The organism is Burkholderia stagnalis (assembly GCF_902830275.1).
In the GTDB taxonomy this organism is placed as follows: Bacteria; Pseudomonadota; Gammaproteobacteria; order Burkholderiales; family Burkholderiaceae; genus Burkholderia; species Burkholderia stagnalis.
The window spans coordinates 175,551-198,725 of the sequence record NZ_CADESW010000014.1; the positions used below are offsets into that span (position 1 = coordinate 175,551).

Sequence of the window (23,175 nt, forward strand, 5' to 3'; positions counted from 1 at the left end):
AACGACAACAATACCGAGGGCAACGGATGGCGAAGACAGCGGTGATCGTGATCGACATGCAGCGCGGGCTGGTGCAGCGGACGCGGCCGGCCTACCGGCTCGACGACGTGGTGGCCGGCATCAACCGGCTGACCGCGGCGGCGCGCGCGGCAGGCGTGCCGGTCTGCTTCGTGCAGCACGACGGCGATGCCGACGACGACATCGTGCCCGGCACGGCGGGCTGGGAGCTGCACGCGAGCCTTGCTGTCGAGCCCGGCGACTGGCGTATCCGCAAGCAGGTGGGCGACGCGTTCCAGGACACGCCGCTCGGGCAGCGGCTGGATGACGAAGGCATCCGCTCGGTGCTGATCTGCGGCTATGCGACCGAGTTCTGCGTCGACGCCACCGCGCGCCGCGCGGCGCTGCTCGGCTATCGCACGACGGTCGTGTCCGACCTGCACACGACGAACGAGCGCCCGCATCTCGCGGCCGCGCAGATCGTCGCGCATCATCATTTCATCTGGGAAAACGGCACGCTGTCGGGCAACGCGGTGACGTCGCGTCCGCTCGCGGACGTGCTCGCCACGGAGCTGGCATGACGATCAAGGCCGTCGTATTCGATTTCGGCGGGGTGCTGATCGACTGGAGCCCCGAGTACCTGTACAGGCAGCTGATTCCGGACGAGGCCGAGCGCCGCTGGTTCCTCACGCACGTGTGCGGGATGGACTGGGTGATCCGGCAGGACGGCGGGCAGACGATCGCCGAAGGCACCGACGAGCGCGTCGCGCAGTTTCCGGAGCACGAGGCGCTGATCCGCGCGTTCTACGCGCGCTGGCACGACATGATCGGCGGCGTGCTCGCCGACGGCGAGGCGCTCGTCGACCGGCTCGACGCTGCCGGGATGCCGCTGTTCGGGCTGACGAACTGGTCGGCGCAGACGTTTCCGTATGCGTGGGACAGGTTCGCGGTGCTGCGGCGCTTTCGCGACATCGTCGTGTCGGGCCGCGTGAAGCTCGTGAAGCCGGATCCGGCGATCTACCACGCGATGCATGCGCGCATCGAACCGCATCTGCCGGGCATCGCGCCGCACGAGCTCGTGTTCATCGACGACAACGCGAAGAATGCCGCCGCCGCGACGGCGCTCGGCTGGCACGGCATCCATCACGTGAGCGCGGCGGCCACCGAGGCGCGGCTGCGCGAGCTGGGCGCGCTCGCCTGAGCGGCCGGCGGGCGCCGCCGGACGGAAAAAAAGCGGGCCAGTGATGAACTGAGCCCGCTTTTTTCATGTGCGCGACGGCCCGGCCGCCGCGGCCGCGCCGGTCAGCGGCTGATCGGCTTGTAGCGCAGGCGGTGCGGCTTCGCGGCTTCCTCGCCGAGGCGCGCGCGCTTGTCGGCTTCGTACTCCTGGTAGTTGCCGTCGAAGAACGTGACCTGCGAATCGCCTTCGAACGACAGGATGTGCGTCGCGATCCGGTCGAGGAACCAGCGGTCGTGCGAGATCACCATCACCGAGCCCGCGAATTCGAGCAGCGCGTCTTCCAGCGCACGCAGCGTTTCGACGTCGAGGTCGTTCGACGGTTCGTCGAGCAGCAGCACGTTGCCGCCCGCGATCAGCGTCTTCGCGAGGTGCAGGCGGCCGCGTTCGCCGCCGGACAGGTTGCCGACGATCTTCTGCTGGTCGCCGCCCTTGAAGTTGAAGCGGCCGATGTACGCACGCGACGGCGTTTCGTACTTGCCGACCGTCAGCACGTCGGCGCCGCCGGAGATTTCCTCGAACACCGTCTTCGAGCCGTCGAGCGCGTCGCGGCTCTGGTCGACGTACGCGAGCTTCACCGTCGGGCCGCGCACGATCTCGCCCGAATCCGGCTGCTCCTTGCCCGTCAGCATGCGGAACAGCGTCGACTTGCCGGCGCCGTTCGGGCCGATGATGCCGACGATCGCGCCGGCCGGGATCTTGAAGTTCAGGTTGTCGATCAGCAGGCGATCGCCGTACGCCTTGCTGACGTTCTTGAACTCGATCACTTCATTGCCGAGGCGGTCGCCGACCGGAATGAAGATTTCCTGCGTCTCGTTGCGCTTCTGGTATTCCTGGCTGCTCAGCTCCTCGAAGCGCGCGATACGCGCCTTCGACTTCGCCTGGCGGCCCTTCGGGTTCTGGCGCACCCACTCCAGTTCCTTCTTGATCGCCTTCTGGCGTGCCGATTCCGACGCTTCTTCCTGCTTCAGGCGCTCTTCCTTCTGGTCGAGCCAGCTGCTGTAGTTGCCCTTCCACGGGATGCCGTGGCCGCGGTCGAGCTCGAGAATCCACTCGGCGGCGTTGTCGAGGAAGTAGCGATCGTGCGTGACGGCGACGACGGTGCCCGGGAAGCGCACCAGGAACTGCTCGAGCCAGTCGACCGATTCGGCGTCGAGGTGGTTGGTCGGTTCGTCGAGCAGCAGCATGTCGGGTTTTTCGAGCAGCAGCTTGCACAGCGCGACACGGCGCTTCTCGCCGCCCGACAGGTGTTCGATCTTCGCGTCCCAGGCCGGCAGGCGCAGCGCGTCGGCGGCCACTTCGAGCTGCTGCTCGGGGCTGCCGCCGTCGCTCGACGCGAGGATCGCCTCGTACTTCGCCTGCTCGGCGGCGAGCGCGTCGAAGTCGGCGTCCGGCTCGGCATACGCCGCGTAGATCTCTTCGAGCTTCTTGTTGGCCTGGAACAGGTCGCCCAGGCCTTCCTCGACCGCCTCGCGCACGGTCTTGCTCGGGTCGAGCTGCGGTTCCTGCGGCAGGTAGCCGATGTTCAGGTTCGGCATCGGCGTCGCTTCGCCTTCGATGTCCTTGTCGACGCCCGCCATGATGCGGATCAGCGTCGACTTGCCCGAGCCGTTCAGGCCGAGCACGCCGATCTTCGCGCCGGGGAAGAACGACAGGGAGATGTCCTTCAGGATCTGGCGCTTGGGCGGCACGATCTTGCCGACCCGGTTCATCGTGAAAACGTATTGGGCCATGTGCGTGTGAAAGTCAGAAGTTGAGGCGCCGCGCAGCGGGTTCGCGGCGCGGCGTCGGGTGATTCGGTCCGGAGGATGCCGCGAGTCGCGCGGCGGGATCGCCGCGTGTGGGCGGCGAGAGCGGCTATTGTACTGCGCCGCCGGACGGCGCTGGCGCGGCGCGGCCGTTGCGCAAGGTCAGAGCCACGCGGCGACGCCGCCGTGCCCCGAGCACGTGCCGCGCCGATGGCGGCTGAAACTGTACGTGCCGTCGCGGCAGCGCGCGCTCGCGCCCTCGGGGACGCGGCCCGATTTCGAGCGGGCCGGCGCATGCACGGTTTCGCCGTCGCGGTTCCGGTAGGTGTCGTGGCGGTCGAGGTCGGCTTCGTTGCCGTAGGTCTGCGGCGCGCGATAGGCGAACGCGGGGTGCGGGGCGGCGGCGCACGCGATCAGCAGCGCGATCGACAGTCGCGCGACGCGCATCGCGGCCGTGGTGCGCAAGGCGGGCAAGGGCATGGTCTCTCTCGGTGCTTGGTATCGGGCGCGCGACGGCGGCGGGCCGCGCGCGCCAGCATGGTAGCCGATGCGGTGCGAACGTCGGCGCGACGTCGCTCGCGGCGGGCCGAAAGCCTCGATCCGCCGCGCATCGAACCCGATGTGCCGGCCCTTGCGTTCGGCGTCGGGTGTCAGCCCGTGGAGCAAGCGTAAGTCCCACGTCTCTTTGAGGCGACGTGAGGTTGCATGCGATGAGGTGGAAATCGTCTTCCTTTAGGGAGGAGAACAGTTAGTGAGTTTCTCCAAGGCGAAAGGCCGACGAAAAATCGTTTGAGACGGCGTGCTTGCGCGAGTAACGTTCTTCCGTCGGGTTGCATCGCGATAGCCGCGCAGCGGCGGCGGATGCGATCAACATCGTTCAACCATATCCATGGGGCAATCCGGCAGGCGCTTGACGCCGCGCCGGAACGGACCTGAGAGGAGCATCGTCATGAACCGCCCGGGCGCGCCGCGTCTCTTCTACGGCTGGTACGTGGTGGCCGCCGCGTTTGCCGTGACGTTCGTCGGCTTCGGCAGCGCGTACACGTTCAGCGCGTTCGTCGAATCGCTGCAGCGGGACTTCGCCGCGTCTCGCGGGCAGATCTCGCTCGTGTTCTCGCTGGCCGGGTGTCTGTATTTCGGCTTCGGCGTGGTCAGCGGGCCGCTCGCCGATCGGCTGGGCTCGCGGCCGCTGGCCGTCGCCGGCATGCTGCTGACCGCGGCCGGGCTCGCGGCCGCCGGCGCCGCGCGCACGCTGATGCAGGTGTACGTCGCGTATGGGCTCGGCGTCGGTCTCGGCATCGGCTGCGCATACGTGCCCGCGGTCGGCGCGGTGCAGCGCTGGTTCGTGCGGCGGCGTGGCTTCGCGTCGGGGCTCGCGGTCGCGGGCATCGGGGTCGGCACGCTCGTGATGCCGCCGCTCGCGTCCGCGCTGATCGCGCACGTCGGCTGGCGCGGCGCGTATTTCACGCTGGCCGTGCTGGCGGTGCTGGTGGGTGCGGGGATGTCGCTGCTGATCGAGAACGATCCGCGCGGCCGCGGGCTGCTGCCGGATGGAGGCCGGGCCGCCGACGCGCCGGCGGCGGGCGCTTCGCACGACGGCCGTTCGGCGCACGCCGTTCACGCAGCGCATGTACCGGCCGGCGCGACCGTCCGCGAGGCCGTGACGTCGCGGCCGTTCGCGAGCCTCTACGCGGCTTGTCTCGTGTGTTCGTTCGGCGTGTTCGTACCGTTCGTGCACCTCGTGCCGTATGCGGTCGATCACGGCGTGAAGCCGGCGGCGGCCGTGCTGCTGCTGGGCGCGATCGGCGTCGGCAGCACGGCCGGCCGGTTCTTTCTCGGCGGCCTGGCCGACCGCTTCGGCCGCCGCGCGTCGCTGCTCGCGATGTTCGCCGGGATGGCCGTGGCGCTCGTCGCATGGGCCACCGCCGGCGATTTCGCCGCGCTTGCCGCGTTCGCACTCGTGTTCGGCGTGTTCTACGGCGGCTGGGTGGCCGTGCTGCCGGCCGTCGCGATGGACTACTTCGGCGGCCGCAACGTGAGCGGGATCATCGGCGTGCTCTACACGAGCGTCGCGTTCGGCACGCTGATCGGGCCGGCCGCCGCAGGTTTCATCTACGACGCCGGCGGCGGCTATCTCGTGCCGATCCTCGCCAGCGCCGCCGCGAATGCGATCGCGTTCGCGATCGTCGCGACCACCGGACGCGCGCCGGCGGCTGCGCGCGCGGCGGGCGGATAGGCGTTCGCCGCGGTTTTTGGCAGGGCGGCCGAATCGTGGCGACGTGGCGCATGTTCGAGGAGGAAGCGTGACATTCGACGAAGTTCGGCAGATCGCGCTGGCATGGCGGGGCGTCGAGGACGGCACATCGTACGGCACGCCCGCACTCAAGGTGAAGGGCAAGCTGCTGGCCCGGCTGCGCGAGGACGGCGACACCCTCGTCGTGAAGGGCGTCGGCCCGGACGAGCGCGCGTGGCTGATCGAATCCGCGCCCGACGTGTATTACGTGACCGATCACTATCTCGGCTGGCCGATCGTGCTGGTGCGCCTGTCGGCCGCGCCTCCCGACGCCGTGAAAAACCTGCTTCTGCGAGAATGGCTGGCGATCGTGCCGGCCAAATGGCGCGACGAGATGGCCCGCGGCGCGACCTGAACCGGGCTGCGCGCCTCGCGCGCTGCGCGGCTCGGCAGGTTCAACGACCACTGCCGGATGGCGCGTGTGTTGCATCGATTCGCATCGATGCAACAAGTGGTTCCATCGAAATTCATCAATTGGTTCTTAGTCGCGAACCGTTTGGTGCTTACACTCCATCGCTTCGAAGGCGGTTGACTCACCGGCCGACGGAACAGGGCGCCGCGATGCGCCGGCACATGTACGCCGCATCGCACCGCAGCTTCGCAGACCTGCGTGGCGCACCGTTCCGATCGGCCGCGACCCCGGCGCGAGCCGGCGTGCGCTGCACGCCGCGCCCCGTCACCGGATCGACAACGACAATCCCCAGCACCGCCTTCACGCGACACCGGGTCATACCGGAACCGTTTTTTGGAGAGAGACACATGAATGGTAGTAAGACAGGCCTCGGCACCGGCCTCAAGCAGCGCCACGTGACGATGCTGTCGATCGCCGGGGTGATCGGCGCGGGGTTGTTCGTCGGCTCCGGCCACGCGATCGCGGAAGCCGGCCCGGCATCGATCCTCGCGTATGCGATCGCGGGCGTGCTGGTCGTGCTGGTGATGCGCATGCTCGGCGAGATGGCCGTCGCGCATCCGGACAGCGGCTCGTTCTCGACCTATGCCGATCGCGCGATCGGCCACTGGGCGGGCTTCTCGATCGGCTGGCTGTACTGGTGGTTCTGGGTGCTCGTGATCCCGATCGAGGCGACGGCCGCCGCGACCATCCTCAACGCGTGGTTCCCCGGCGTGGCGACCTGGATCTTCGCGCTCGGCATCACGCTGCTGCTGACGATGACCAACCTCTTTTCCGTCAAGAACTACGGCGAATTCGAATTCTGGTTCGCGCTGATCAAGGTGGTCGCGATCGTCGTGTTCCTGTGCATCGGCGGCGCGGCGATCGTCGGCATCGTGCCGGCGCCGGCCGTATCGGGGGTGTCGAACCTGTTCGCTCACGACGGCTTCATGCCGAACGGCGCCGGCGCGGTGCTCGCGGCGATGCTGACGACGATGTTCTCGTTCCTCGGCACCGAGATCGTGACGATCGCGGCCGCCGAATCGGAAAACCCGCAACGCCAGATCGTGCGGGCGACCAACTCGGTGATCTGGCGCATCACGCTGTTCTACCTCGGCTCGATTCTCGTCGTCGCGGCGATCGTGCCGTGGAACGATCCGCTGCTGCCGAAGCACGGCTCGTATCAGCGCGCGATGGAGCTGATCGGCGTCCCGCATGCGAAGGCGATCATCGACGTGATCGTGCTGGTGTCGGTGGCGAGCTGCCTGAACTCGGCGCTGTACACCGCATCGCGGATGCTGTTCTCGCTGTCGAAGCGCAAGGATGCGCCCGCGTTCCTGCATCGCACCGATGCGAGCGGCACGCCGCGCGCGGCGGTGCTCGCGTCGACCGCGTTCGGTTTCCTGACCGTGATCGCGAACTACCTGATGCCGGAGCAGGTGTTCGGCTTCCTGCTCGCGACGTCGGGTGCGATCGCGCTGCTCGTGTACCTCGTGATCGCGATCTCGCAGCTGCGGATGCGCAAGACGCTCGAGGTGAGCGGCGCGGACCTCACGCTGCGGATGTGGATGTTCCCGTGGCTCACGTGGGCCGTGATCCTGTTCATCTGCGGCACGCTGACCGTGATGCTGGTGAGCGAGGAGCACCGGATGGAAGTGGGGGCGACGGCGGTGCTGGCGCTGATCGTGCTGGTGGCGTCGTGGCTGAACAAGCGCGGCCGCGATGCGCGGGCGAGCGCGGGGCGGCGCGTGTCGGCGATGTGACGAAGCGATGGCGCGGCGGCGGGCGTGAATGCTCGCCGTCGGCATGGCGGGGTGTTCCGCCGGAACATGCATGGCCCGCTCGGCGCTTGCCGATCGGGCCATTTGTTTTGCCGGCAGCGAATGCAGCGACGCGGCCGATACAAAGCAAAAGGCCCGCTTGGTGTCGCCAAGCGGGCCTCGGTGTTGGTTGCGGGGGTAGGATTTGAACCTACGACCTTCGGGTTATGAGCCCGACGAGCTGCCAGACTGCTCCACCCCGCGGCGCGAATTGTAATCGCAATGCGGCGCTGCGTCAAAGCGTATCTGCTCTCGTTACGCATCTGCGTGGGTCCGACGCGGCATCGCACACGAACCTGTAAAGCAAAAGCCCCTTGCGGCGCGTGGCTCGCAAGGGGCTTTTCGTATATTGCCGGACGTCTGCGCGATTCGCTCAGACGTTGAACAGGAAGTTCATCACGTCGCCATCATGCACGACATATTCCTTCCCTTCGGCACGCATCTTCCCGGCTTCCTTCGCGCCTTGCTCGCCCTTGTACGCGATGAAGTCGTCGAACGCGATCGTCTGCGCGCGGATGAAGCCGCGCTCGAAGTCGGTGTGGATCACGCCGGCCGCCTGCGGCGCCGTGTCGCCGATGTGGATCGTCCACGCGCGCACTTCCTTCACGCCCGCGGTGAAGTAGGTCTGCAGGCCGAGCAGCTTGAAGCCCGCGCGAATCACGCGGTCGAGGCCCGGCTCGTCCATGCCCATGTCGGCGAGGAACGCTTCCTTGTCCTCGTCGTCGAGGTCGGCGATCTCCGCCTCGATCGCCGCGCAGACCGCGACCACCGGCGAATTCTCGCTTTCTGCGTACTTGCGCACCGCGTCGAGGTGCGGGTTGTTCTCGAAGCCGTCGTCCTTCACGTTCGCGACGTACATCGCCGGCTTCGCGGTGATCAGGCAGAACGGCTTGAGCAGCGCCGCTTCGTCGTCCGACAGCGCCAGGCCGCGCACGGCCTTGCCCTGGTCGAGCTGCGCGCGCACCTTGTCGAGCACCGCGACGAGCTTCGCCGCTTCCTTGTCGTTGCCCGACTTCGCGGCCTTCGAGTAACGCGTGAGCGCCTTCTCGACCGTGCCGAGGTCGGCGAGCGCGAGTTCGGTGTTGATCACCTCGATGTCGTCGATCGGGCTCACCTTGCCGGCGACGTGGATGACGTTCTCGTCCTCGAAGCAGCGCACGACGTGCGTGATCGCGTCGGTTTCGCGGATGTTCGCGAGGAACTGGTTGCCGAGGCCTTCGCCCTTGCTCGCGCCCGCGACGAGGCCCGCGATGTCGACGAACTCGACGACGGCCGGCACGACGCGCTCGGGGCTGATGATCTCGGCGAGCGCCTTCAGGCGCGCGTCAGGCACTTCGACCACGCCGACGTTCGGCTCGATCGTGCAGAACGGGTAGTTCTCGGCGGCGATGCCGGCCTTGGTCAGCGCATTGAACAGGGTGGACTTGCCGACGTTGGGCAAGCCGACGATGCCGCATTTGAGGCTCATGGAATCCTTCGAACGGGTGAAGCGGCGCGGCCGGGCGGGGCGCGGCGGCGCGGGACAAGGGGGACGGCCGTCACGTGCGCGACCGGCCGGCGTTCAAAGGCGCTATTGTACCGTGCCGCCGCGCCGGTTTCCGCCCGTCGGCCGAACGGCCGATGCCACGGGGCCGGCCGCGGCCAGGCCATTGCGCGGTTCCCCTGATTTCCCGCAAAGTCCGGCCGCATAAGGGTTTGGCCCCGCGGCTATAATGCCCGCCATGACTGCCCACCACACCTTCGACGTCGCCGTGGTCGGCGGCGGGCTCGTCGGCAAGACGGCCGCGCTCGCGCTGACCCAGTCCGGCTACAAGACCGCCTTGCTCGCCCAGCCGGCGACGCCGCGCCCCGCCGATCTCGCGTTCGACACGCGCGTCTATGCGCTGTCGTCCAGCTCGCAGGCGCTGCTCGAACGGCTGCGCGTCTGGCAGGCGCTCGACCACGGCCGGCTCGCGCCCGTCTACGACATGCGCGTCTACGGCGACGCGCACGCCGAGCTCCATTTCTCCGCGTACCAGGCATCGGTGCCGCAGCTCGCATGGATCGTCGAATCGTCGCTGGTCGAGGCCTCGCTCGACGCGGCGCTGCGGTTCCAGCCGAACCTGACGTGGTTCGACGCGCGCGCGCAGGGCTTCGACGTGCGCGACGACGCGGCCGTGCTCACGCTGTCGTCGGGGCAGGTGCTCGAAGCCGACCTGATCGTCGGCGCGGACGGCGCGCACTCGTGGGTGCGCTCGCAAATGGGGGCCAAGGTCGAACGGCGCGATTATCGGCAGACCGGTGTCGTCGCGAACTTCAAGGCGTCGCTGCCGCACCGCGAAACCGCTTATCAGTGGTTCCACGAGGGCGAGATCGTCGCGCTGCTGCCGCTGCCGGACGGCCACGTGTCGCTCGTCTGGTCGGCGCACACCGCGCATGCGGACGAACTGCTGGCGCTCGATCCCGCGCAGCTTGCGGCCGAGGTCGAGCGTGTGTCGCACGGGAAGGTCGGCACGCTCGACTGCGTGACGCCGGCGGCCGGTTTCCCGCTCGCGCTGCAGACCGTGGACAAGCTGATCGCGCCGCGCGTCGCGCTGGTCGGCGACGCCGCGCACCTGATCCACCCGCTCGCGGGCCAGGGGATGAACCTCGGGCTGCGCGATGTCGCCGCGCTCGCCGACGCGATCGCGAACAAGGAAAGCTTCCGCAACCTCGGCGATACGGTGCTGCTGCGCCGCTACGAGCGCTCGCGCCGCGAGGACATCCGCGCGCTGATGATCGCGACCGACGGCCTGCAGCGGCTGTTCGCGGCGCCGGGCTCGCTCGCGAAGGCGGTGCGCAACGCGGGCATGGCGTTCGTCGGCGCGCAGCCGCTCGTCAAGCGCTGGCTCGTGTCGTCCGCGCTCGGCTGAGCGAACCTTCGGGCTCATCCCCGGTCGGAGACGGTTCCGTTACGGCGTACACTGTGCCGTGCACTCCGATTGAGCTGAAGGAAGATTTCCATGAAAAAAACGATCCGTATCGCGTCGCTGGTGCTGGCCGTCGCCGCGACGACGCTCGGCTGCACCGCGCAGGCCGATCAGACCACCGACAAGCTGAAAGCCACGCTGCAATCCCGCCTCGGCAGCGACGCGCCAATCAAGAGCGTGTCGAAATCGCCGGTCGCGGGCCTGTACGAAGTGAATCTCGGCACGCAGATCATCTATAGCGACGCGAGCGGCGACTATGTGCTGCTCGGCGATCTCGTCGACACGAAAACGCGCAAGAACCTGACCGAGGCGCGCGTGGCGGAAACCAACAAGATCGATTTCGCCAGCCTGCCGCTCGCCAACGCGATCAAGGTCGTCAAGGGCAACGGCGCGCGCAAGATCGCCGTGTTCTCCGACCCGAACTGCCCGTACTGCAAGAAGCTCGAGACGACGCTCCAGTCGATCGACAACGTGACGGTCTACACGTTCCTGTACCCGGTGCTGTCGCCGGATTCGACCGCGAAGTCGAAGGCGATCTGGTGCGCGGGCGACCGCGTGAAGTCGTGGGAGGGCTGGATGCTCGACCATCGCGCGCCGACCAACGCCGCGAACTGCGACACGAGCGCGCTCGACAAGAATCTCGCGCTCGGCCGCGGGATGAACGTCACCGGCACGCCGACGATCTTCCTGCCCGACGGCCGCCGCCTGCCGGGCGCCGTGTCCGCCGAGCAGCTGAATCAGGCGCTCGCTTCGAACAAGTAAAAGACGCATGATGCGCCGGGCCGCGAGGCCCGGCCGGCGAGGGGCGCCCAGGGTTCCGGCCCGGCGCCTCTCGTCGTTTCTGCCGCCGCTATCCCCGACCGATTCCCACGATGAAAACGCCGATCCGCTATTCGATTGCTCCGAAAGATCCTGCCGCGCACCTGTTCGAGGTGTCCGTGACGGTTGCCGAACCCGACCCCGAAGGCCAGCGGTTCGCGCTGCCGGTGTGGATTCCGGGCAGCTATCTCGTGCGCGAGTTCGCGCGCAACATCGTGACGCTGCAGGCGTTCAACGACGCCGGCCGCAAGGTGCGGATCGCGAAGACCGACAAGAGCACGTGGCAGGCCGCGCCGGTGAAGGGCGCGCTGACTTTGCGCTACGACGTCTATGCATGGGACTTGTCGGTGCGCTCCGCGTACCTGGACGACCAGGGCGGCTTCTTCAACGGCACCGCGGTGTTCCTGAGCGTGGCCGGCCAGGAGGACGCGCCGTGCGACGTGGAGATCGCGAAGCCGGCCGGCGCGGCCTTCCGCGCGTGGCGCGTGGCCACCGCGCTGCCCGAGGCGCGCGGCACGAAACGCCATGCGTTCGGCGCGTATCGCGCGTCGAACTACGACGAACTCGTCGATCACCCGGTGACGATCGGCGAATTCGCGCTCGCGACGTTCGACGCGCACGGCGTGCCGCACGACATCGTGATCGCCGGCCGCGTGACCCAGCTCGACATGGAACGGCTCCGCACCGACCTGAAACGCGTGTGCGAAGCGCAGATCGCGCTGTTCGAGCCGAAGTCGAAGAAGGCGCCGATGGACCGCTACGTGTTCATGACGCTCGCGGTCAGCGACGGCTACGGCGGCCTCGAGCATCGCGCGTCGACCGCGCTGATCTGCAACCGCAGCGACCTGCCGGTGAAAGGGCGCCCGGAAACGACGGAAGGCTATCGCACCTATCTCGGCCTCTGCAGCCACGAGTATTTCCACACGTGGAACGTGAAGCGCATCAAGCCGGCAGCGTTCGTGCCGTACGACCTCGCGCGCGAAAACTACACGTCGCTGCTGTGGCTGTTCGAGGGCTTCACGTCGTATTACGACGACCTGATGCTGGTGCGCAGCGGGTTGATGTCGCAGGACGAATACTTCGCGGCGCTCGGCCGCACGATCGGCGGCGTGCAGCGCGGCACCGGCCGGCTCAAGCAGAGCGTCGCGGAAAGCTCGTTCGACGCGTGGACCAAGTACTACCGGCAGGACGAGAACGCGGCCAACGCAATCGTCAGCTACTACACGAAGGGCTCGCTCGTCGCGCTTGCGTTCGACCTCGCAATCCGCGCGCAGACCCGCCACCGCAAGTCGCTCGACGACGTGATGCGGCTGCTCTGGGCGCGCTACGGCCGCGCGTTCTATCGCGGCCAGCAGGCCGGTGTCGGCGAGGACGAAGTCGAGGCGCTGATCGAGGAAGCGACGGGCGTCGCGCTCGGCCGCCTGTTCGCCGATGCGGTGCGCGGCACGCGTGACCTGCCGCTCGCGGAATTGCTCGCGCCGTTCGGCGTGACGCTTGCGCCGGATGTCGGCCCGAACGGCGCGCAGGGCAAGCCGACGATCGGCGCGCGCGTGCGCGGCGGCGCGGATTGCACGCTGGCGACCGTCTACGAGGGCGGCGCCGCGCATCGCGCGGGGCTGTCGGCCGGCGACACGCTGATTGCGGTCGACGGGCTGCGCGTGACCGGCACGAACCTCGACGCGCTGCTCGCCCGCTACCGGGCGGGCGACAAGGTCGAGATCCACGCGTTCCGCCGCGACGAGCTGCGCACCGCGAAACTGAAGCTCGACGGCCCCGAGGTCGCACGCTACAAGCTGGCCGCCGCGCCGAAGCCGGCGGCGCAGCACGCGGCGCGCGAAGCCTGGCTGAAGGGGTGAACGGGCGGGCTCCGGCCATTGGCGCGAGCAGGGCGTAACCGCGGATTGTTCTGCTGCTGCAACAATCCGTCGCCCTGAGCCCGCTTTTTCGGGATGAGGGGTGCACGCACAATGGCGTCACTCGCGCTGCTGAAAGCGCAAACCCACTCGGAGCCTGACATGACGACCATTCTGCAAATCAATTCCGCGGCGCGTTCGCAAGGCGCGCAGTCCACGCTGCTGGCCAACGAACTGACGGCAAAGCTGCAACAATCGAACCCCGGCGCGAAGGTCGTGGTTCGCAACCTGCTGTCGGATGCGCTGCCGCATCTCGACGAATCGGTGCTCGGCGCGTTCTTCACGCCGGCCGACCAGCGCACCGCGGAACAGAATGCGATCGTCGCGAAGAGCGACGCGCTGATCGCCGAACTGCAAGCCGCCGACATCATCGTGATCGGCGCGCCGATGTACAACTTCGGCATCTCGTCGCAACTGAAGACGTACTTCGACTGGATCGCCCGCGCCGGCGTCACGTTCCGCTACACGGAAAACGGCCCGGAAGGCCTGATCAAGGGCAAGAAGGTCCACGTCGTGACGGCGCGCGGCGGCAAGTATGCCGGCACGCCGAACGACAGCCAGACGCCGTTCCTGCGCACGTTCCTCGGCTTCGTCGGCATGACCGACGTGAACTTCATCTTCGCGGAAGGCCTGAACATGGGGCCGGATGCGCAGAGTGCAGGCCTGGCCGGCGCACGCGAGGCGATCGCCGCCGCGTAAGGCCGGTTCCGGCGGGCGCGATGCGTCCGCCCGTGCAGCCCGATAAAAAAACGCCGCGTACCGGAAGGTACGCGGCGTTTTTTGCGTGTGGGCCGATGCGGAGCGAATCGGCGCGGACGGCTTACGCGAATGTTTCGGCTTCGTCCGGCAGGCGCCAGTCGATCGGCTCGCGCCCCTGTTCGACGAGGTAATCGTTCGCGAGCGCGAAATGGCGGCAGCCGAGGAAGCCGCGGTGCGCGGACAGCGGCGACGGATGCGGCGCCTCGAGCACGCAGTGCGCGTTCGCGTCGAACAGCGCGCGCTTGGCCTGCGCGTGCGCGCCCCACAGCATGAACACGAGCCCGCGGTGGCGGCTTGCCAGTTCGCGGATCAGCGTGTCCGTGCATTGCTCCCAGCCGCGTTTCGCATGGCTGGCGGCCGCGCCGCGCTCGACCGTCAGCACGGTGTTGAGCAGCAGCACGCCCTGGCGCGCCCATGTGTCGAGACAGCCGTGGCGCGGCGTGTCGTGGCCGAAGTTCGCGGCGATTTCCTTGAAGATGTTGCGCAGCGACGGCGGCGGCCTCACCGCCGGCGGCACCGAGAACGCGAGGCCGTGCGCCTGCGGCGTGCCGCGGTCGTCGCCGTGGTACGGGTCCTGGCCGAGGATCACGACCTTCACGTCGTCCGGGCTCGTCAGCCGCAGCGCGCGGAACACGTCGGCCGGGTAGACGGTCTTGCCGGCCGCGCGTTCGCTGTCGACGAAGCTGCACAGCGGGGCATACGCGTCGCCGGCGACGAACGGGGCGAGGACGGCGCGCCATGCAGCCGGCAGCGCGTCGAACTGGGCGGCGAGATGCAGCACGTCGTCAGAGGCGGCCGGCGACGGGGCGGCGGGTGCGGCGGTCGAGGCTGGCGTGGCGGCCGCGATTGGCGCGGCGGGTGCTGCCGGCGCGTCGGCCGGAGCGGAACCGGCCGGGGTGTCGAGTACGGGATCGTCAAACAGCGACGCCTGTTGCGGCGCGCGGGGAGTCTTGCGGGTTGCCATGCGTGATTTATTGCGCGCGCAGCCGGTAGCCGCGCTGCGCCTTGCTGATGTTGTCGGGGCTGAGGCCGGGCAGCGCCTGCTGCAGTTCCGCGGCGAGCATCGCGAGCGCGGTTTCCGGGCCATCGATCAGTTCGAGTTCGATTTCGCTGATCGGTTCGCGGCGCGTCTCGTTTTGCGCGTGGGCGACGATCTCGCCGGCATCCACCGCCGCCTCGACGGTCGCGCCGCCGATCGCGATGCGCCACAGCGTGCGCGAAAAATCGGTGCGGAACAGCGCATGCAGCGCGGGGGCGGCATCGCGCAGCGCGGCGGCCGCTTCCGGCACGTCGCAGGCGGCGACGAGCGCATCGATCTCGAGCGCGTCGCCGGCGATTGCGAGTTCCCATTCGTGACGCCGATGCAGCCCGCCTTCCGCGGTGCCGACCGTCTTGAACGTCTGCAGCCAGCCTTGCGGCGCATGGCGCACCCGTACGGCGCTCTTCGAGCGGGCGAGCGCCAGATCGGGCGTGTCGTAGTAGACGTTCGCGAGCACGATCTCGCGGCCGGGCTCGCCGGTCAGCGTCGCGAAGAACTGCCGCGCCGCGTCGGCCTGCCCGGCCGGCAGCGCGAGCTTGATTTCCTTCTCGATCGCCATCAGAAGAACATCCGCGCGAGTTCTTCGCCGGGTTGCTCGGCGCGCATGAACGCTTCGCCGACCAGGAACGTGTTCACGTTCGCCGCGCGCATCGTGTCGACGTCGATGCGCGACAGGATGCCCGACTCCGTCACGACGATGCGGTCGGCCGGAATCATGTCGAGCATGTCGAGCGTCGTACGGATCGACGTCTCGAACGTGCGCAGGTTGCGGTTGTTGATGCCGAGGAGCGGGGTCTTCAGCGTCAGCGCCTGTTCCATTTCGTCGCGGTCGTGCACCTCGACCAGCACCGCGAGCCCGAGCGAGTGCGCATACGCCTCGAGATCCTGCATCAGCGGCGTGTCGAGCGCGGCGGCAATCAGCAGGATCGCGTCCGCGCCCATCGCGCGCGCTTCGAGGATCTGATAAGCGTCGACGATGAAGTCCTTGCGCAGCACCGGCAGCGTGCAGGCCGCGCGCGCTTCCTCGAGATAGCGGACACCGCCCTGGAAGAACTGCTCGTCGGTCAGCACCGACAGGCACGCGGCGCCGTGCGCGGCGTACGAGCGGGCGATGTCGGCCGGCACGAAGTGCTCGCGCAGCACGCCCTTCGACGGGCTGGCCTTCTTGATTTCGGCGATCACGGCGGCCTGGCCGGCTGCGTGCTTGGCGCGAAGCGCGCCGGCGAAGTCGCGCAGGTCGCGGGCGGACGCGTCCAGCTTCAACGCCTCGAGCGGCGTGCTGCGCATGGCCGCCGCGACTTCTTCGCGCTTGACGGCAATGATTCGTTCGAGAATGTCGCTCATGGGAGTCTCGTGCTTGATTCGGGTTCGAAAGGGCGGATCAGCGCTTGAACTGCTGCGTGAAGCGCACCAGCTCGTCGACTTTCGCGCGCGCCTTGCCGCTCGCGATCGCTTCGCGGGCGAGCTGGATGCCGTCGGCGATCGACGCGGCGACGTTCGCTGAATACAGCGCGGTGCCCGCGTTCAGCGTGACGATCTCGCGCGCGACGCCCGGCTGGTTGTCGAGCGCGCCGAGCAGCATCACGCGCGACTCGTCGGCATTTTCCACCTTCAGCGAGCGGTTCGACACCATCTGCAGGCCGAAGTCCTCCGGATGGATCTCGTATTCGTGCACCTGGCCGTCGCGCAGCTCGCCGACGAGCGTCGCGGCGCCGAGCGACACCTCGTCCATCCCGTCCTTGCCGTACACGACCAGCACGTGCTGCGCGCCGAGGCGCTGCATCACGCGCACCTGGATGCCGACGAGGTCCGGGTGGAACACGCCCATCAGCTGGTTCGGCGCGCCGGCCGGGTTGGTCAGCGGGCCGAGGATGTTGAAGATCGTCCGCACGCCGAGCTCGCGGCGCACCGCCGCGATGTTCTTCATCGCCGGGTGATGGTTCGGCGCGAACATGAAGCCCATGCCGGTCTCGGCGATCGACGCGGCCACCTCGTCGGGCTGCAGGTCGATGTTGACGCCGAGCGCCTCGAGCACGTCGGCGCTGCCGGACTTGCTCGACACGCCGCGGTTGCCGTGCTTCGCGACCTTCGCGCCGGCCGCCGCGGTGACGAACATCGACGCGGTCGAAATGTTGAACGTGTGCGAGCCGTCGCCGCCGGTGCCGACGATGTCGACGAAGTTCGAGTTGTCCTGCACCTGCACGTGGTTCGCGAATTCGCGCATCACGGTTGCGGCGGCGGCGATCTCGCCGATCGTCTCCTTCTTCACGCGCAGGCCGGTGATGATCGCGGCGGCCATCACCGGCGACATGTCGCCGCGCATGATGAGCCGCATCAGGTGCAGCATCTCGTCGTGGAAGATCTCGCGGTGCTCGATCGTGCGCTGCAGCGCTTCCTGGGGAGTGATCGTCATCGTGCGGCTCCGGTCAGGCGGCGTGCGCGGCCGCGCGGGCCTGCTTGAGGAAGTTCTCGAGCAGCGCATGGCCGTGCTCGGACAGGATCGATTCCGGATGGAACTGCACGCCTTCGATCGGCAGCGTCTTGTGGCGCACGCCCATGATCTCGCCGTCGTCGGTCCATGCGGAGATCTCGAGGCAGTCCGGCAGCGATTCGCGCTCGATCGCGAGCGAGTGGTAGCGCGTGACGTCGAAATGCTTCGGCAGGTCGGCGAACACGCCGCGGCAGTCGGTTTCGATCCGGCTCACCTTGCCGTGCATGATGGTTTTCGCGCGCACGACGCGGCCGCCGAATGCCTCGCCGATCGCCTGGTGGCCGAGGCACACGCCGAGGATCGGCTTCTTGCCCGCGAATTCGCGCAGCACGTCGAGCGTGATGCCCGCGTGCTGGGGGTTGCTCGGGCCCGGCGACAGGCAGATCGCGGCGGGGTCGAGGCGCGCGATCTCGTCGAGCGTGATTTCGTCGTTGCGATAGGTGCGCACGTCCTCGCCCAGCTCGCCGAAGTACTGGACCAGGTTGTAGGTGAACGAGTCGTAGTTGTCGATCATGAGCAGCATGGTCAGTCTCCGGTCAGAAGTCGCTGTCGAGGCCGTCTTGGACCTGTTCGGCCGCACGCAGCACCGCGCGCGCCTTGTTCTCGGTCTCTTGCCATTCGGATTCGGGCACCGAATCCGCGACGACGCCGGCCGCCGCTTGCACGTACAGGTTGCCGTTATGGATCAGGCCCGTGCGGATCGCGATCGCGAGATCCATCTCGCCGGAGAACGACAGGTAGCCGACGGCGCCGCCGTACAGCCCGCGCTTGGTCGGCTCGAGCTCGTCGATCAGCTCCATCGCGCGCACCTTCGGCGCGCCCGACAGCGTGCCGGCCGGGAACGTCGCGCGCAGCACGTCGTAATTCGTCACGCCGGGCTTCAGCTTGCCTTCGACCGAGCTGACGATGTGCTGCACGTGCGAGTACTTCTCGATCACCAACCGGTCGGTCACCTGCACCGAGCCGATTTCCGCGATGCGGCCCACGTCGTTGCGCGCGAGATCGATCAGCATCACGTGCTCGGCGACTTCCTTCGGGTCGTTGAGCAGCTCGGTCGCGAGTTCCGCGTCGCGTTCCGGCGTGTTGCCGCGCGGGCGGGTGCCGGCGAGCGGGCGGATCGTGACGACCTGATCGTCGCCGCGCTTCTCCTGGCGCACGAGGATTTCCGGCGACGCGCCCACCACATGGAAATCGCCGAAGTTGTAGTAATACATGTACGGCGACGGGTTCAGCGAGCGCAGCGCGCGGTACAGCGACAGCGGGTTGTCGCGATACGGCTTCGTCAGGCGCTGGCCGACCTGGATCTGCATCAGCTCGCCGGCCGCGATGTATTCCTTCGCCTGGCGCACGGCGGCCAGATAGTCTTCCTTCTTGAACTCGCGGAACGTCTCGGTGCGCACGCTCGGCGACGTGACGGGCGGCTGCACGGTCGCGCGCAGGCGCTGCTTCAGTTCGCGCAGCCGCTGCTTCGCCTTCGCGTATGCCTCGGGCTGGCCCGGATCGGCATAGATGATCAGATAGAGCTTGCCGGCGAGGTTGTCGATCACCGCGACTTCCTCGGTCAGCAGCAGCTGGATGTCGGGCAGGCCGAGATCGTCGCGCGGGGCCGTGTGCGCGAGCTTCTTCTCGATGTAGCGCACCGCGTCGTAGCCGAAATAGCCGGCGAGGCCGCCGCAAAAGCGCGGCAGGCCGGGGCGCTGCGCGACCTTGAAGCGTGCCTGGAACGCGGCGATGAACTCGAACGGATCGCCGTCGTGCGTCTCGACGACCTGGCCGTCGCGCACGACTTCGGAGACACCGGCGCGCGTGCGCACGAGCGTGCGCGCTGGCAGGCCGATGAACGAATAGCGGCCGAAGCGTTCGCCGCCGACCACCGATTCGAGCAGGAACGAGTTGGCGCCGCCGCGTTCCGGCTGCGCCAGTTTCAGGTAGAGGGACAGCGGCGTTTCGAGGTCGGCCAGGGCTTCCGCGATCAGCGGGATGCGGTTGTAGCCTTCGTTCGCGAGCGATTGGAATTCGAGTTCAGTCATGTTCCGGTCCTGTTCGGGACAACGGCGGAGTGCGCCGGGGATCACGGGGAGCTGCGCGGGCTGCCGTCGGCGGAATGGCGGTCGATCGTGATGTGCCTGGTGCCGGCGGGCGCATCCCGGAGCGCGAACGTCGCCAGCCTGCGGCCGGCCCTGAACGGAATCGTTCGGGCGCGGTACGGTGGTAGGTGAAGCGACGATCGGCGCGCGGGTGCGCAGCGAGATAAAAAACGGCGCTGAAGACGAACTTCAGCGTACCTCATCGACGAGGTTAGCGCGACCAGCGACGCCAGGGCCAGGCTCCCCGGTCGATGCTGCTCAGACTCCGTTTTTTATTCAGAAACATGCGGATGGAAGAAATAATTCAGAGGATTGGCCGGCCTGCATTGTGCGCGGAGATCGCGCGTGCCGCGGCCAGCAGCGAACCGACTATACCATCCGAATTTATCGTTTGTATAGCTTTGCCGTGGTTGTAGCCGTACGGCACCGTCAGCGTCGCCATGCCGGCTGCGCGGCCCGCCAGCGCATCGTTTTCCGAGTCGCCGATCGCGACCGTCGCCGCGGGTGCGACGCCGAGCGCGTCGCACGCGGTCAGCATCGGCAGCGGGTCCGGTTTCTTGCGCGGCACGCTGTCGCCGCCGAGCACGATGCCGAAACGGTCGATCAGCCCGTATTGCTCGAGCAGCTCGAGCGCGAAGCGATGCGGCTTGTTGGTCACGCACGCGAGCTTGATGCCGTCGGCACGCAGCGCGTCGAGGCCGGCCGCGACGTCCGGGTAGAGGCGCGCGTGGCGGCCGTTGATCTTCGCGTACTCGGCCTGGTAGATCGCGAGCGCGTCGTCGAAGCGCGCATGTGCGTCGTCCGCACTGAAGCGCGGCTTCAGCACGCTCTGGATCAGGTGTTCGGAGCCCTTGCCCACATAGCCGATCACCTCGTCGCGCGACGTCGCCGGCGCGTCCAGCTGCGCGAGCATGCCGTTCAGGCCGGCGGTGAAATCGTCTGCGGTATCGACCATCGTGCCGTCGAGGTCGATCAGCGCCGCGTCGATGCGCGGCGCCGCGAAGCGGATCGGTGCCGCGCCGGCGGCGAGATTCGGTTCGGCCACGGTCAGCTCCGCTCGACGGTCGCGAGCTGGGCGCGCATCTCGTCGATCACCTTGCGGTAGTCGGGCTTGCCGAAGATCGCCGAGCCCGCGACGAAGGTGTCCGCGCCGGCCGCCGCGATTTCGGCGATGTTGTCGGCCTTCACGCCGCCGTCCACCTCGAGCAGGATCTCGCGGCCGGTGCGCTCGGTGTAAGCGTCGAGGCGCGCGCGCGTCTCGCGCAGCTTGTTCAGCGTTTCCGGAATGAACGACTGGCCGCCGAAGCCCGGGTTGACCGACATCAGCAGCACGAAGTCGAGGCGATCCATCACGTAGTCGAGATAGTTCAGCGGCGTCGCCGGGTTGAACACGAGGCCGGCCTTGCAGCCGTGGTCGCGGATCAGCGACAGCGTGCGGTCGATGTGGTCGGATCCTTCCGGATGGAAGCTGATCAGGTTCGCGCCGGCTTTCGCGAAGTCCGGCACGATGCGGTCGACCGGGCGTACCATCAGGTGCACGTCGATCGGCACCTGCACGTGCGGGCGGATCGCTTCGCAGACCAGCGGCCCGATCGTCAGGTTCGGGACATAATGGTTGTCCATCACGTCGAAGTGGATCCAGTCGGCGCCGGCGGCGACCACGTTGCGGACTTCTTCGCCGAGCCGTGCGAAGTCGGCCGACAGGATGCTGGGGGCGATGCGGAATTGAGTCATGGCAGGGGGAGCGGGGACGCTGCGGCGCAAAACCGCCATTCTACCGCCGGGCGGCCCCGCGCGCGGTTGCGGGCCGGTGCCGCATGAAGCAGAATGCCGAACCAAAGCGGCGCATCTGCGGCCCGGCGTCGCACGACGCCAGCACGGGCCAGTCACTATCCAGCGGAATCACCATGAGTCAGTATCAGTTCACCGTGACGGTGAAAACCAGCTACTTGCCGGAACAATCCGACCCCGAACGCCGTCAATATGCATTCGCGTACACGCTGACGATCCGCAATAGCGGACAGGTCGCGGCACAGCTGATCGCGCGCCACTGGATCATCACCGACAGCGAGAGTCAGGTGCAGGAGGTGAAGGGGCTGGGGGTCGTCGGCTACCAGCCGCTGCTGCAGCCTGGCGAACAGTTCGAATACACGAGCTGGGCCGTGATCGCGACGCCGGTCGGCACGATGCGCGGGTCGTACTTCTGCGTGGCGGAGGACGGCGAGCGCTTCGACGCGCCGATCGACGAGTTCGCGCTGCACATGCCGCGCACGCTTCATTGAGCGTGCGGACGCGGTGGAATCAGCGCGGCTGACGGTCGTTGTCGCGGGCGTGCTTCTTCCTGCCCGAGGCTGTCCACGCGACGATGAAGATCAGCAGGGCGAGCGCAAGGAAAGCTTCCAGCGCGAAGATGAGCATCGGATATTGGTCGAGAAAATCTGACATGGCGGTTTCCATCAAGAACGGACATTGTATGTGGTTTGGGCCCCGGGCGGCCGGGTGGGCGGCGGCGGTCGCGACGGCGGCGCTGCTTGCCGCGTGTGGCGGCACGCCGACGCGGACATCTTCCATGAAGCCGCCGAGCGGCGCCGCGATCGTGCCGGGGCAGGTCGCCCCCGCGCGGCTGACGCCGGTCGCGTGGCAACAGGTGCCGGGCTGGCAGGACGATTCGCTGATCGGCGCGACGGCCGCGCTGCGGCAAAACTGCGCGCGCCTCGCGCGCCAGCCGTCGTGGCAGCGTGCGTGCGCGGCCGCCGAGCGCCTCGACGAGCTCGACATCGGCAGCGCGCGCGCATTCTTCGAAACGTATTTCACGCCGTTCCAGTTCGCCAACAGCGACGGCACGCTCGACGGGCTCGTCACCGGCTATTACGAGCCGCTGCTGCACGGCTCGCGCGTGCGGCGCGGGCCTTATCAGACCGCGCTCTACCGCTGGCCGTCCGGCTATCGCGCGGGCGCCGCGCTGCCGGCGCGCGCGCAGCTCGAGCGTGCGGGCATCCTGAACGGCAACGAGCTCGTGTGGGTCGACGATCCGATCGAGGCGTTCTTCCTGCAGGTGCAGGGTTCGGGGCGGGTGCTGCTCGACGACGGCTCGGTGATGCGCGTCGGCTATGGCGGCACCAACAACCAGCCGTATCGTTCGATCGGCAAGTGGCTGCTCGACCGCGGCGAGCTGACGCCCGCGCAGGCGACGATGCAGGGCATCAAGGCGTGGGCGAAGGCGAACCCGGCGCGCGTCGACGCGCTGCTCGACACGAATCCGCGCTTCGTGTTCTTCCGCGAAATGCCGTCGAAGGAAGACGTGCCGCGCGGCGGCTCGGATGGCCCGGTCGGCGCGCTCGGCGTGCCGCTGACGCCCGAGCGCTCGATCGCGGTCGATCCGTCGTCGATCCCGCTCGGCACGCCGGTCTTCCTGCAGACGACGCGTCCGCTGACCAATACGCCGATGAACCGCCTCGTGTTCGCGCAGGACACGGGCACGGCGATCAAGGGCGGCGTGCGCGCCGATTACTTCTGGGGGCTCGGCGACGACGCGGGCGACCAGGCCGGGCGGATGAAGCAGATTGGCCGGATGTGGCTGCTGTTCCCGAATTCGTGATTTGACGCACGCGGCAAATGAAAAGCCCGATCGGTGTG

General features: G+C 68.1%; 22 protein-coding genes and 1 tRNA gene. 11 read left to right on the forward strand and 12 right to left on the reverse strand.

Annotation, left to right across the window (positions count from 1 at the left end):
- The first annotated feature begins 26 nt into the window (after window positions 1-26).
- Together HWY45_RS23630 and HWY45_RS23635 are read left to right on the forward strand one after the other, a co-directional pair.
- Window positions 27-578: a cysteine hydrolase family protein gene (locus HWY45_RS23630; RefSeq protein ID WP_059805683.1), complete on the forward strand. Its 552-nt coding sequence runs from the start codon at window positions 27-29 to the stop codon at window positions 576-578.
- Complete coding sequence (locus HWY45_RS23635) at window positions 575-1,198, forward strand: HAD-IA family hydrolase (protein WP_059880793.1); 624 nt, start codon at window positions 575-577, stop codon at window positions 1,196-1,198. The genes HWY45_RS23630 and HWY45_RS23635 overlap by 4 nt, the downstream gene beginning before the upstream one ends.
- A gap of 101 nt (window positions 1,199-1,299) precedes the next feature.
- Here HWY45_RS23635 and ettA read toward each other — a convergent pair whose 3' ends face one another.
- Both ettA and HWY45_RS23645 read right to left on the reverse strand, forming a co-directional pair.
- Window positions 1,300-2,967: an energy-dependent translational throttle protein EttA gene (ettA, locus tag HWY45_RS23640; RefSeq protein WP_059566635.1), complete on the reverse strand. Its 1,668-nt coding sequence runs from the start codon at window positions 2,965-2,967 to the stop codon at window positions 1,300-1,302.
- A gap of 177 nt (window positions 2,968-3,144) precedes the next feature.
- Complete coding sequence (locus HWY45_RS23645; protein WP_414143308.1) at window positions 3,145-3,462, reverse strand: DUF3761 domain-containing protein; 318 nt, start codon at window positions 3,460-3,462, stop codon at window positions 3,145-3,147.
- A 469-nt stretch (window positions 3,463-3,931) separates the two neighbouring features.
- Here HWY45_RS23645 and HWY45_RS23650 point away from each other — a divergent pair, with 469 nt between their 5' ends.
- From HWY45_RS23650 to gabP, 3 genes are all read left to right on the forward strand, one after another.
- Complete coding sequence (locus HWY45_RS23650; RefSeq protein ID WP_059880790.1) at window positions 3,932-5,218, forward strand: MFS transporter; 1,287 nt, start codon at window positions 3,932-3,934, stop codon at window positions 5,216-5,218.
- A 67-nt stretch (window positions 5,219-5,285) separates the two neighbouring features.
- Window positions 5,286-5,630: an MmcQ/YjbR family DNA-binding protein gene (locus HWY45_RS23655; protein ID WP_059566637.1), complete on the forward strand. Its 345-nt coding sequence runs from the start codon at window positions 5,286-5,288 to the stop codon at window positions 5,628-5,630.
- A 404-nt stretch (window positions 5,631-6,034) separates the two neighbouring features.
- Entirely contained in the window at window positions 6,035-7,426 is a 1,392-nt protein-coding gene (gabP, locus tag HWY45_RS23660) for a GABA permease (RefSeq protein WP_059880788.1), read from the forward strand.
- 184 nt (window positions 7,427-7,610) lie between these two features.
- Here gabP and HWY45_RS23665 read toward each other — a convergent pair.
- Both HWY45_RS23665 and ychF read right to left on the reverse strand, forming a co-directional pair.
- Window positions 7,611-7,687, reverse strand: a tRNA-Met gene (locus HWY45_RS23665).
- A 169-nt stretch (window positions 7,688-7,856) separates the two neighbouring features.
- Window positions 7,857-8,951, reverse strand: coding sequence for a redox-regulated ATPase YchF (gene ychF, locus HWY45_RS23670; protein ID WP_059566639.1), 1,095 nt, complete (start codon window positions 8,949-8,951; stop codon window positions 7,857-7,859).
- 244 nt (window positions 8,952-9,195) lie between these two features.
- Between ychF and HWY45_RS23675 the strand changes: the two genes are divergently transcribed.
- From HWY45_RS23675 to HWY45_RS23690, 4 genes are all read left to right on the forward strand, one after another.
- Window positions 9,196-10,374, forward strand: coding sequence for a UbiH/UbiF family hydroxylase (locus HWY45_RS23675; RefSeq protein WP_059880784.1), 1,179 nt, complete (start codon window positions 9,196-9,198; stop codon window positions 10,372-10,374).
- Between the two features lie 90 nt (window positions 10,375-10,464).
- On the forward strand, window positions 10,465-11,193 hold the full coding sequence (locus tag HWY45_RS23680) for a DsbC family protein (protein WP_059880782.1): 729 nt from the start codon (window positions 10,465-10,467) through the stop codon (window positions 11,191-11,193).
- 110 nt (window positions 11,194-11,303) lie between these two features.
- Window positions 11,304-13,106, forward strand: a complete 1,803-nt coding sequence (locus HWY45_RS23685; RefSeq protein ID WP_059880779.1) for a M61 family metallopeptidase — start codon at window positions 11,304-11,306, stop codon at window positions 13,104-13,106.
- Window positions 13,107-13,265: 159 nt separating this feature from the next.
- On the forward strand, window positions 13,266-13,862 hold the full coding sequence (locus tag HWY45_RS23690) for an FMN-dependent NADH-azoreductase (protein ID WP_059563199.1): 597 nt from the start codon (window positions 13,266-13,268) through the stop codon (window positions 13,860-13,862).
- Between the two features lie 121 nt (window positions 13,863-13,983).
- Here the strand turns inward: HWY45_RS23690 and HWY45_RS23695 are convergent, their stop codons facing one another.
- The 8 genes from HWY45_RS23695 to rpe all read right to left on the reverse strand — a co-directional run bounded on the left by HWY45_RS23695 (window position 13,984) and on the right by rpe (window position 21,273).
- Window positions 13,984-14,886 (reverse strand): uracil-DNA glycosylase, encoded by a 903-nt coding sequence (locus tag HWY45_RS23695; RefSeq protein WP_059880776.1) that lies wholly within the window; start codon window positions 14,884-14,886, stop codon window positions 13,984-13,986.
- A gap of 7 nt (window positions 14,887-14,893) precedes the next feature.
- On the reverse strand, window positions 14,894-15,520 hold the full coding sequence (locus tag HWY45_RS23700) for a CYTH domain-containing protein (protein WP_059563185.1): 627 nt from the start codon (window positions 15,518-15,520) through the stop codon (window positions 14,894-14,896).
- The gene (gene trpC, locus HWY45_RS23705; protein ID WP_059563186.1) at window positions 15,520-16,305 is read right to left on the reverse strand and encodes an indole-3-glycerol phosphate synthase TrpC; all 786 of its coding nucleotides are present in this window, start codon (window positions 16,303-16,305) and stop codon (window positions 15,520-15,522) included. The genes HWY45_RS23700 and trpC overlap by 1 nt, the downstream gene beginning before the upstream one ends.
- Before the next feature lie 37 nt (window positions 16,306-16,342).
- Window positions 16,343-17,374: an anthranilate phosphoribosyltransferase gene (trpD, locus tag HWY45_RS23710; protein WP_059563187.1), complete on the reverse strand. Its 1,032-nt coding sequence runs from the start codon at window positions 17,372-17,374 to the stop codon at window positions 16,343-16,345.
- Window positions 17,375-17,387: 13 nt separating this feature from the next.
- Window positions 17,388-17,975 carry an aminodeoxychorismate/anthranilate synthase component II gene (locus tag HWY45_RS23715; RefSeq protein WP_059563188.1) on the reverse strand — a complete coding sequence of 196 codons (588 nt, stop codon included), beginning with the start codon at window positions 17,973-17,975 and terminating at the stop codon, window positions 17,388-17,390.
- Between the two features lie 13 nt (window positions 17,976-17,988).
- Window positions 17,989-19,482 (reverse strand): anthranilate synthase component I, encoded by a 1,494-nt coding sequence (gene trpE, locus HWY45_RS23720; protein ID WP_059880773.1) that lies wholly within the window; start codon window positions 19,480-19,482, stop codon window positions 17,989-17,991.
- 361 nt (window positions 19,483-19,843) lie between these two features.
- Entirely contained in the window at window positions 19,844-20,584 is a 741-nt protein-coding gene (locus HWY45_RS23725; RefSeq protein ID WP_059563190.1) for a phosphoglycolate phosphatase, read from the reverse strand.
- Between the two features lie 2 nt (window positions 20,585-20,586).
- On the reverse strand, window positions 20,587-21,273 hold the full coding sequence (gene rpe / locus HWY45_RS23730; protein ID WP_059563191.1) for a ribulose-phosphate 3-epimerase: 687 nt from the start codon (window positions 21,271-21,273) through the stop codon (window positions 20,587-20,589).
- 173 nt (window positions 21,274-21,446) lie between these two features.
- Here rpe and apaG point away from each other — a divergent pair, with 173 nt between their 5' ends.
- Window positions 21,447-21,821 carry a Co2+/Mg2+ efflux protein ApaG gene (gene apaG, locus HWY45_RS23735; RefSeq protein ID WP_150999078.1) on the forward strand — a complete coding sequence of 125 codons (375 nt, stop codon included), beginning with the start codon at window positions 21,447-21,449 and terminating at the stop codon, window positions 21,819-21,821.
- Between the two features lie 83 nt (window positions 21,822-21,904).
- The gene (gene mltA / locus HWY45_RS23740; protein WP_081059612.1) at window positions 21,905-23,137 is read left to right on the forward strand and encodes a murein transglycosylase A; all 1,233 of its coding nucleotides are present in this window, start codon (window positions 21,905-21,907) and stop codon (window positions 23,135-23,137) included.
- Window positions 23,138-23,175 lie beyond the last annotated feature (38 nt).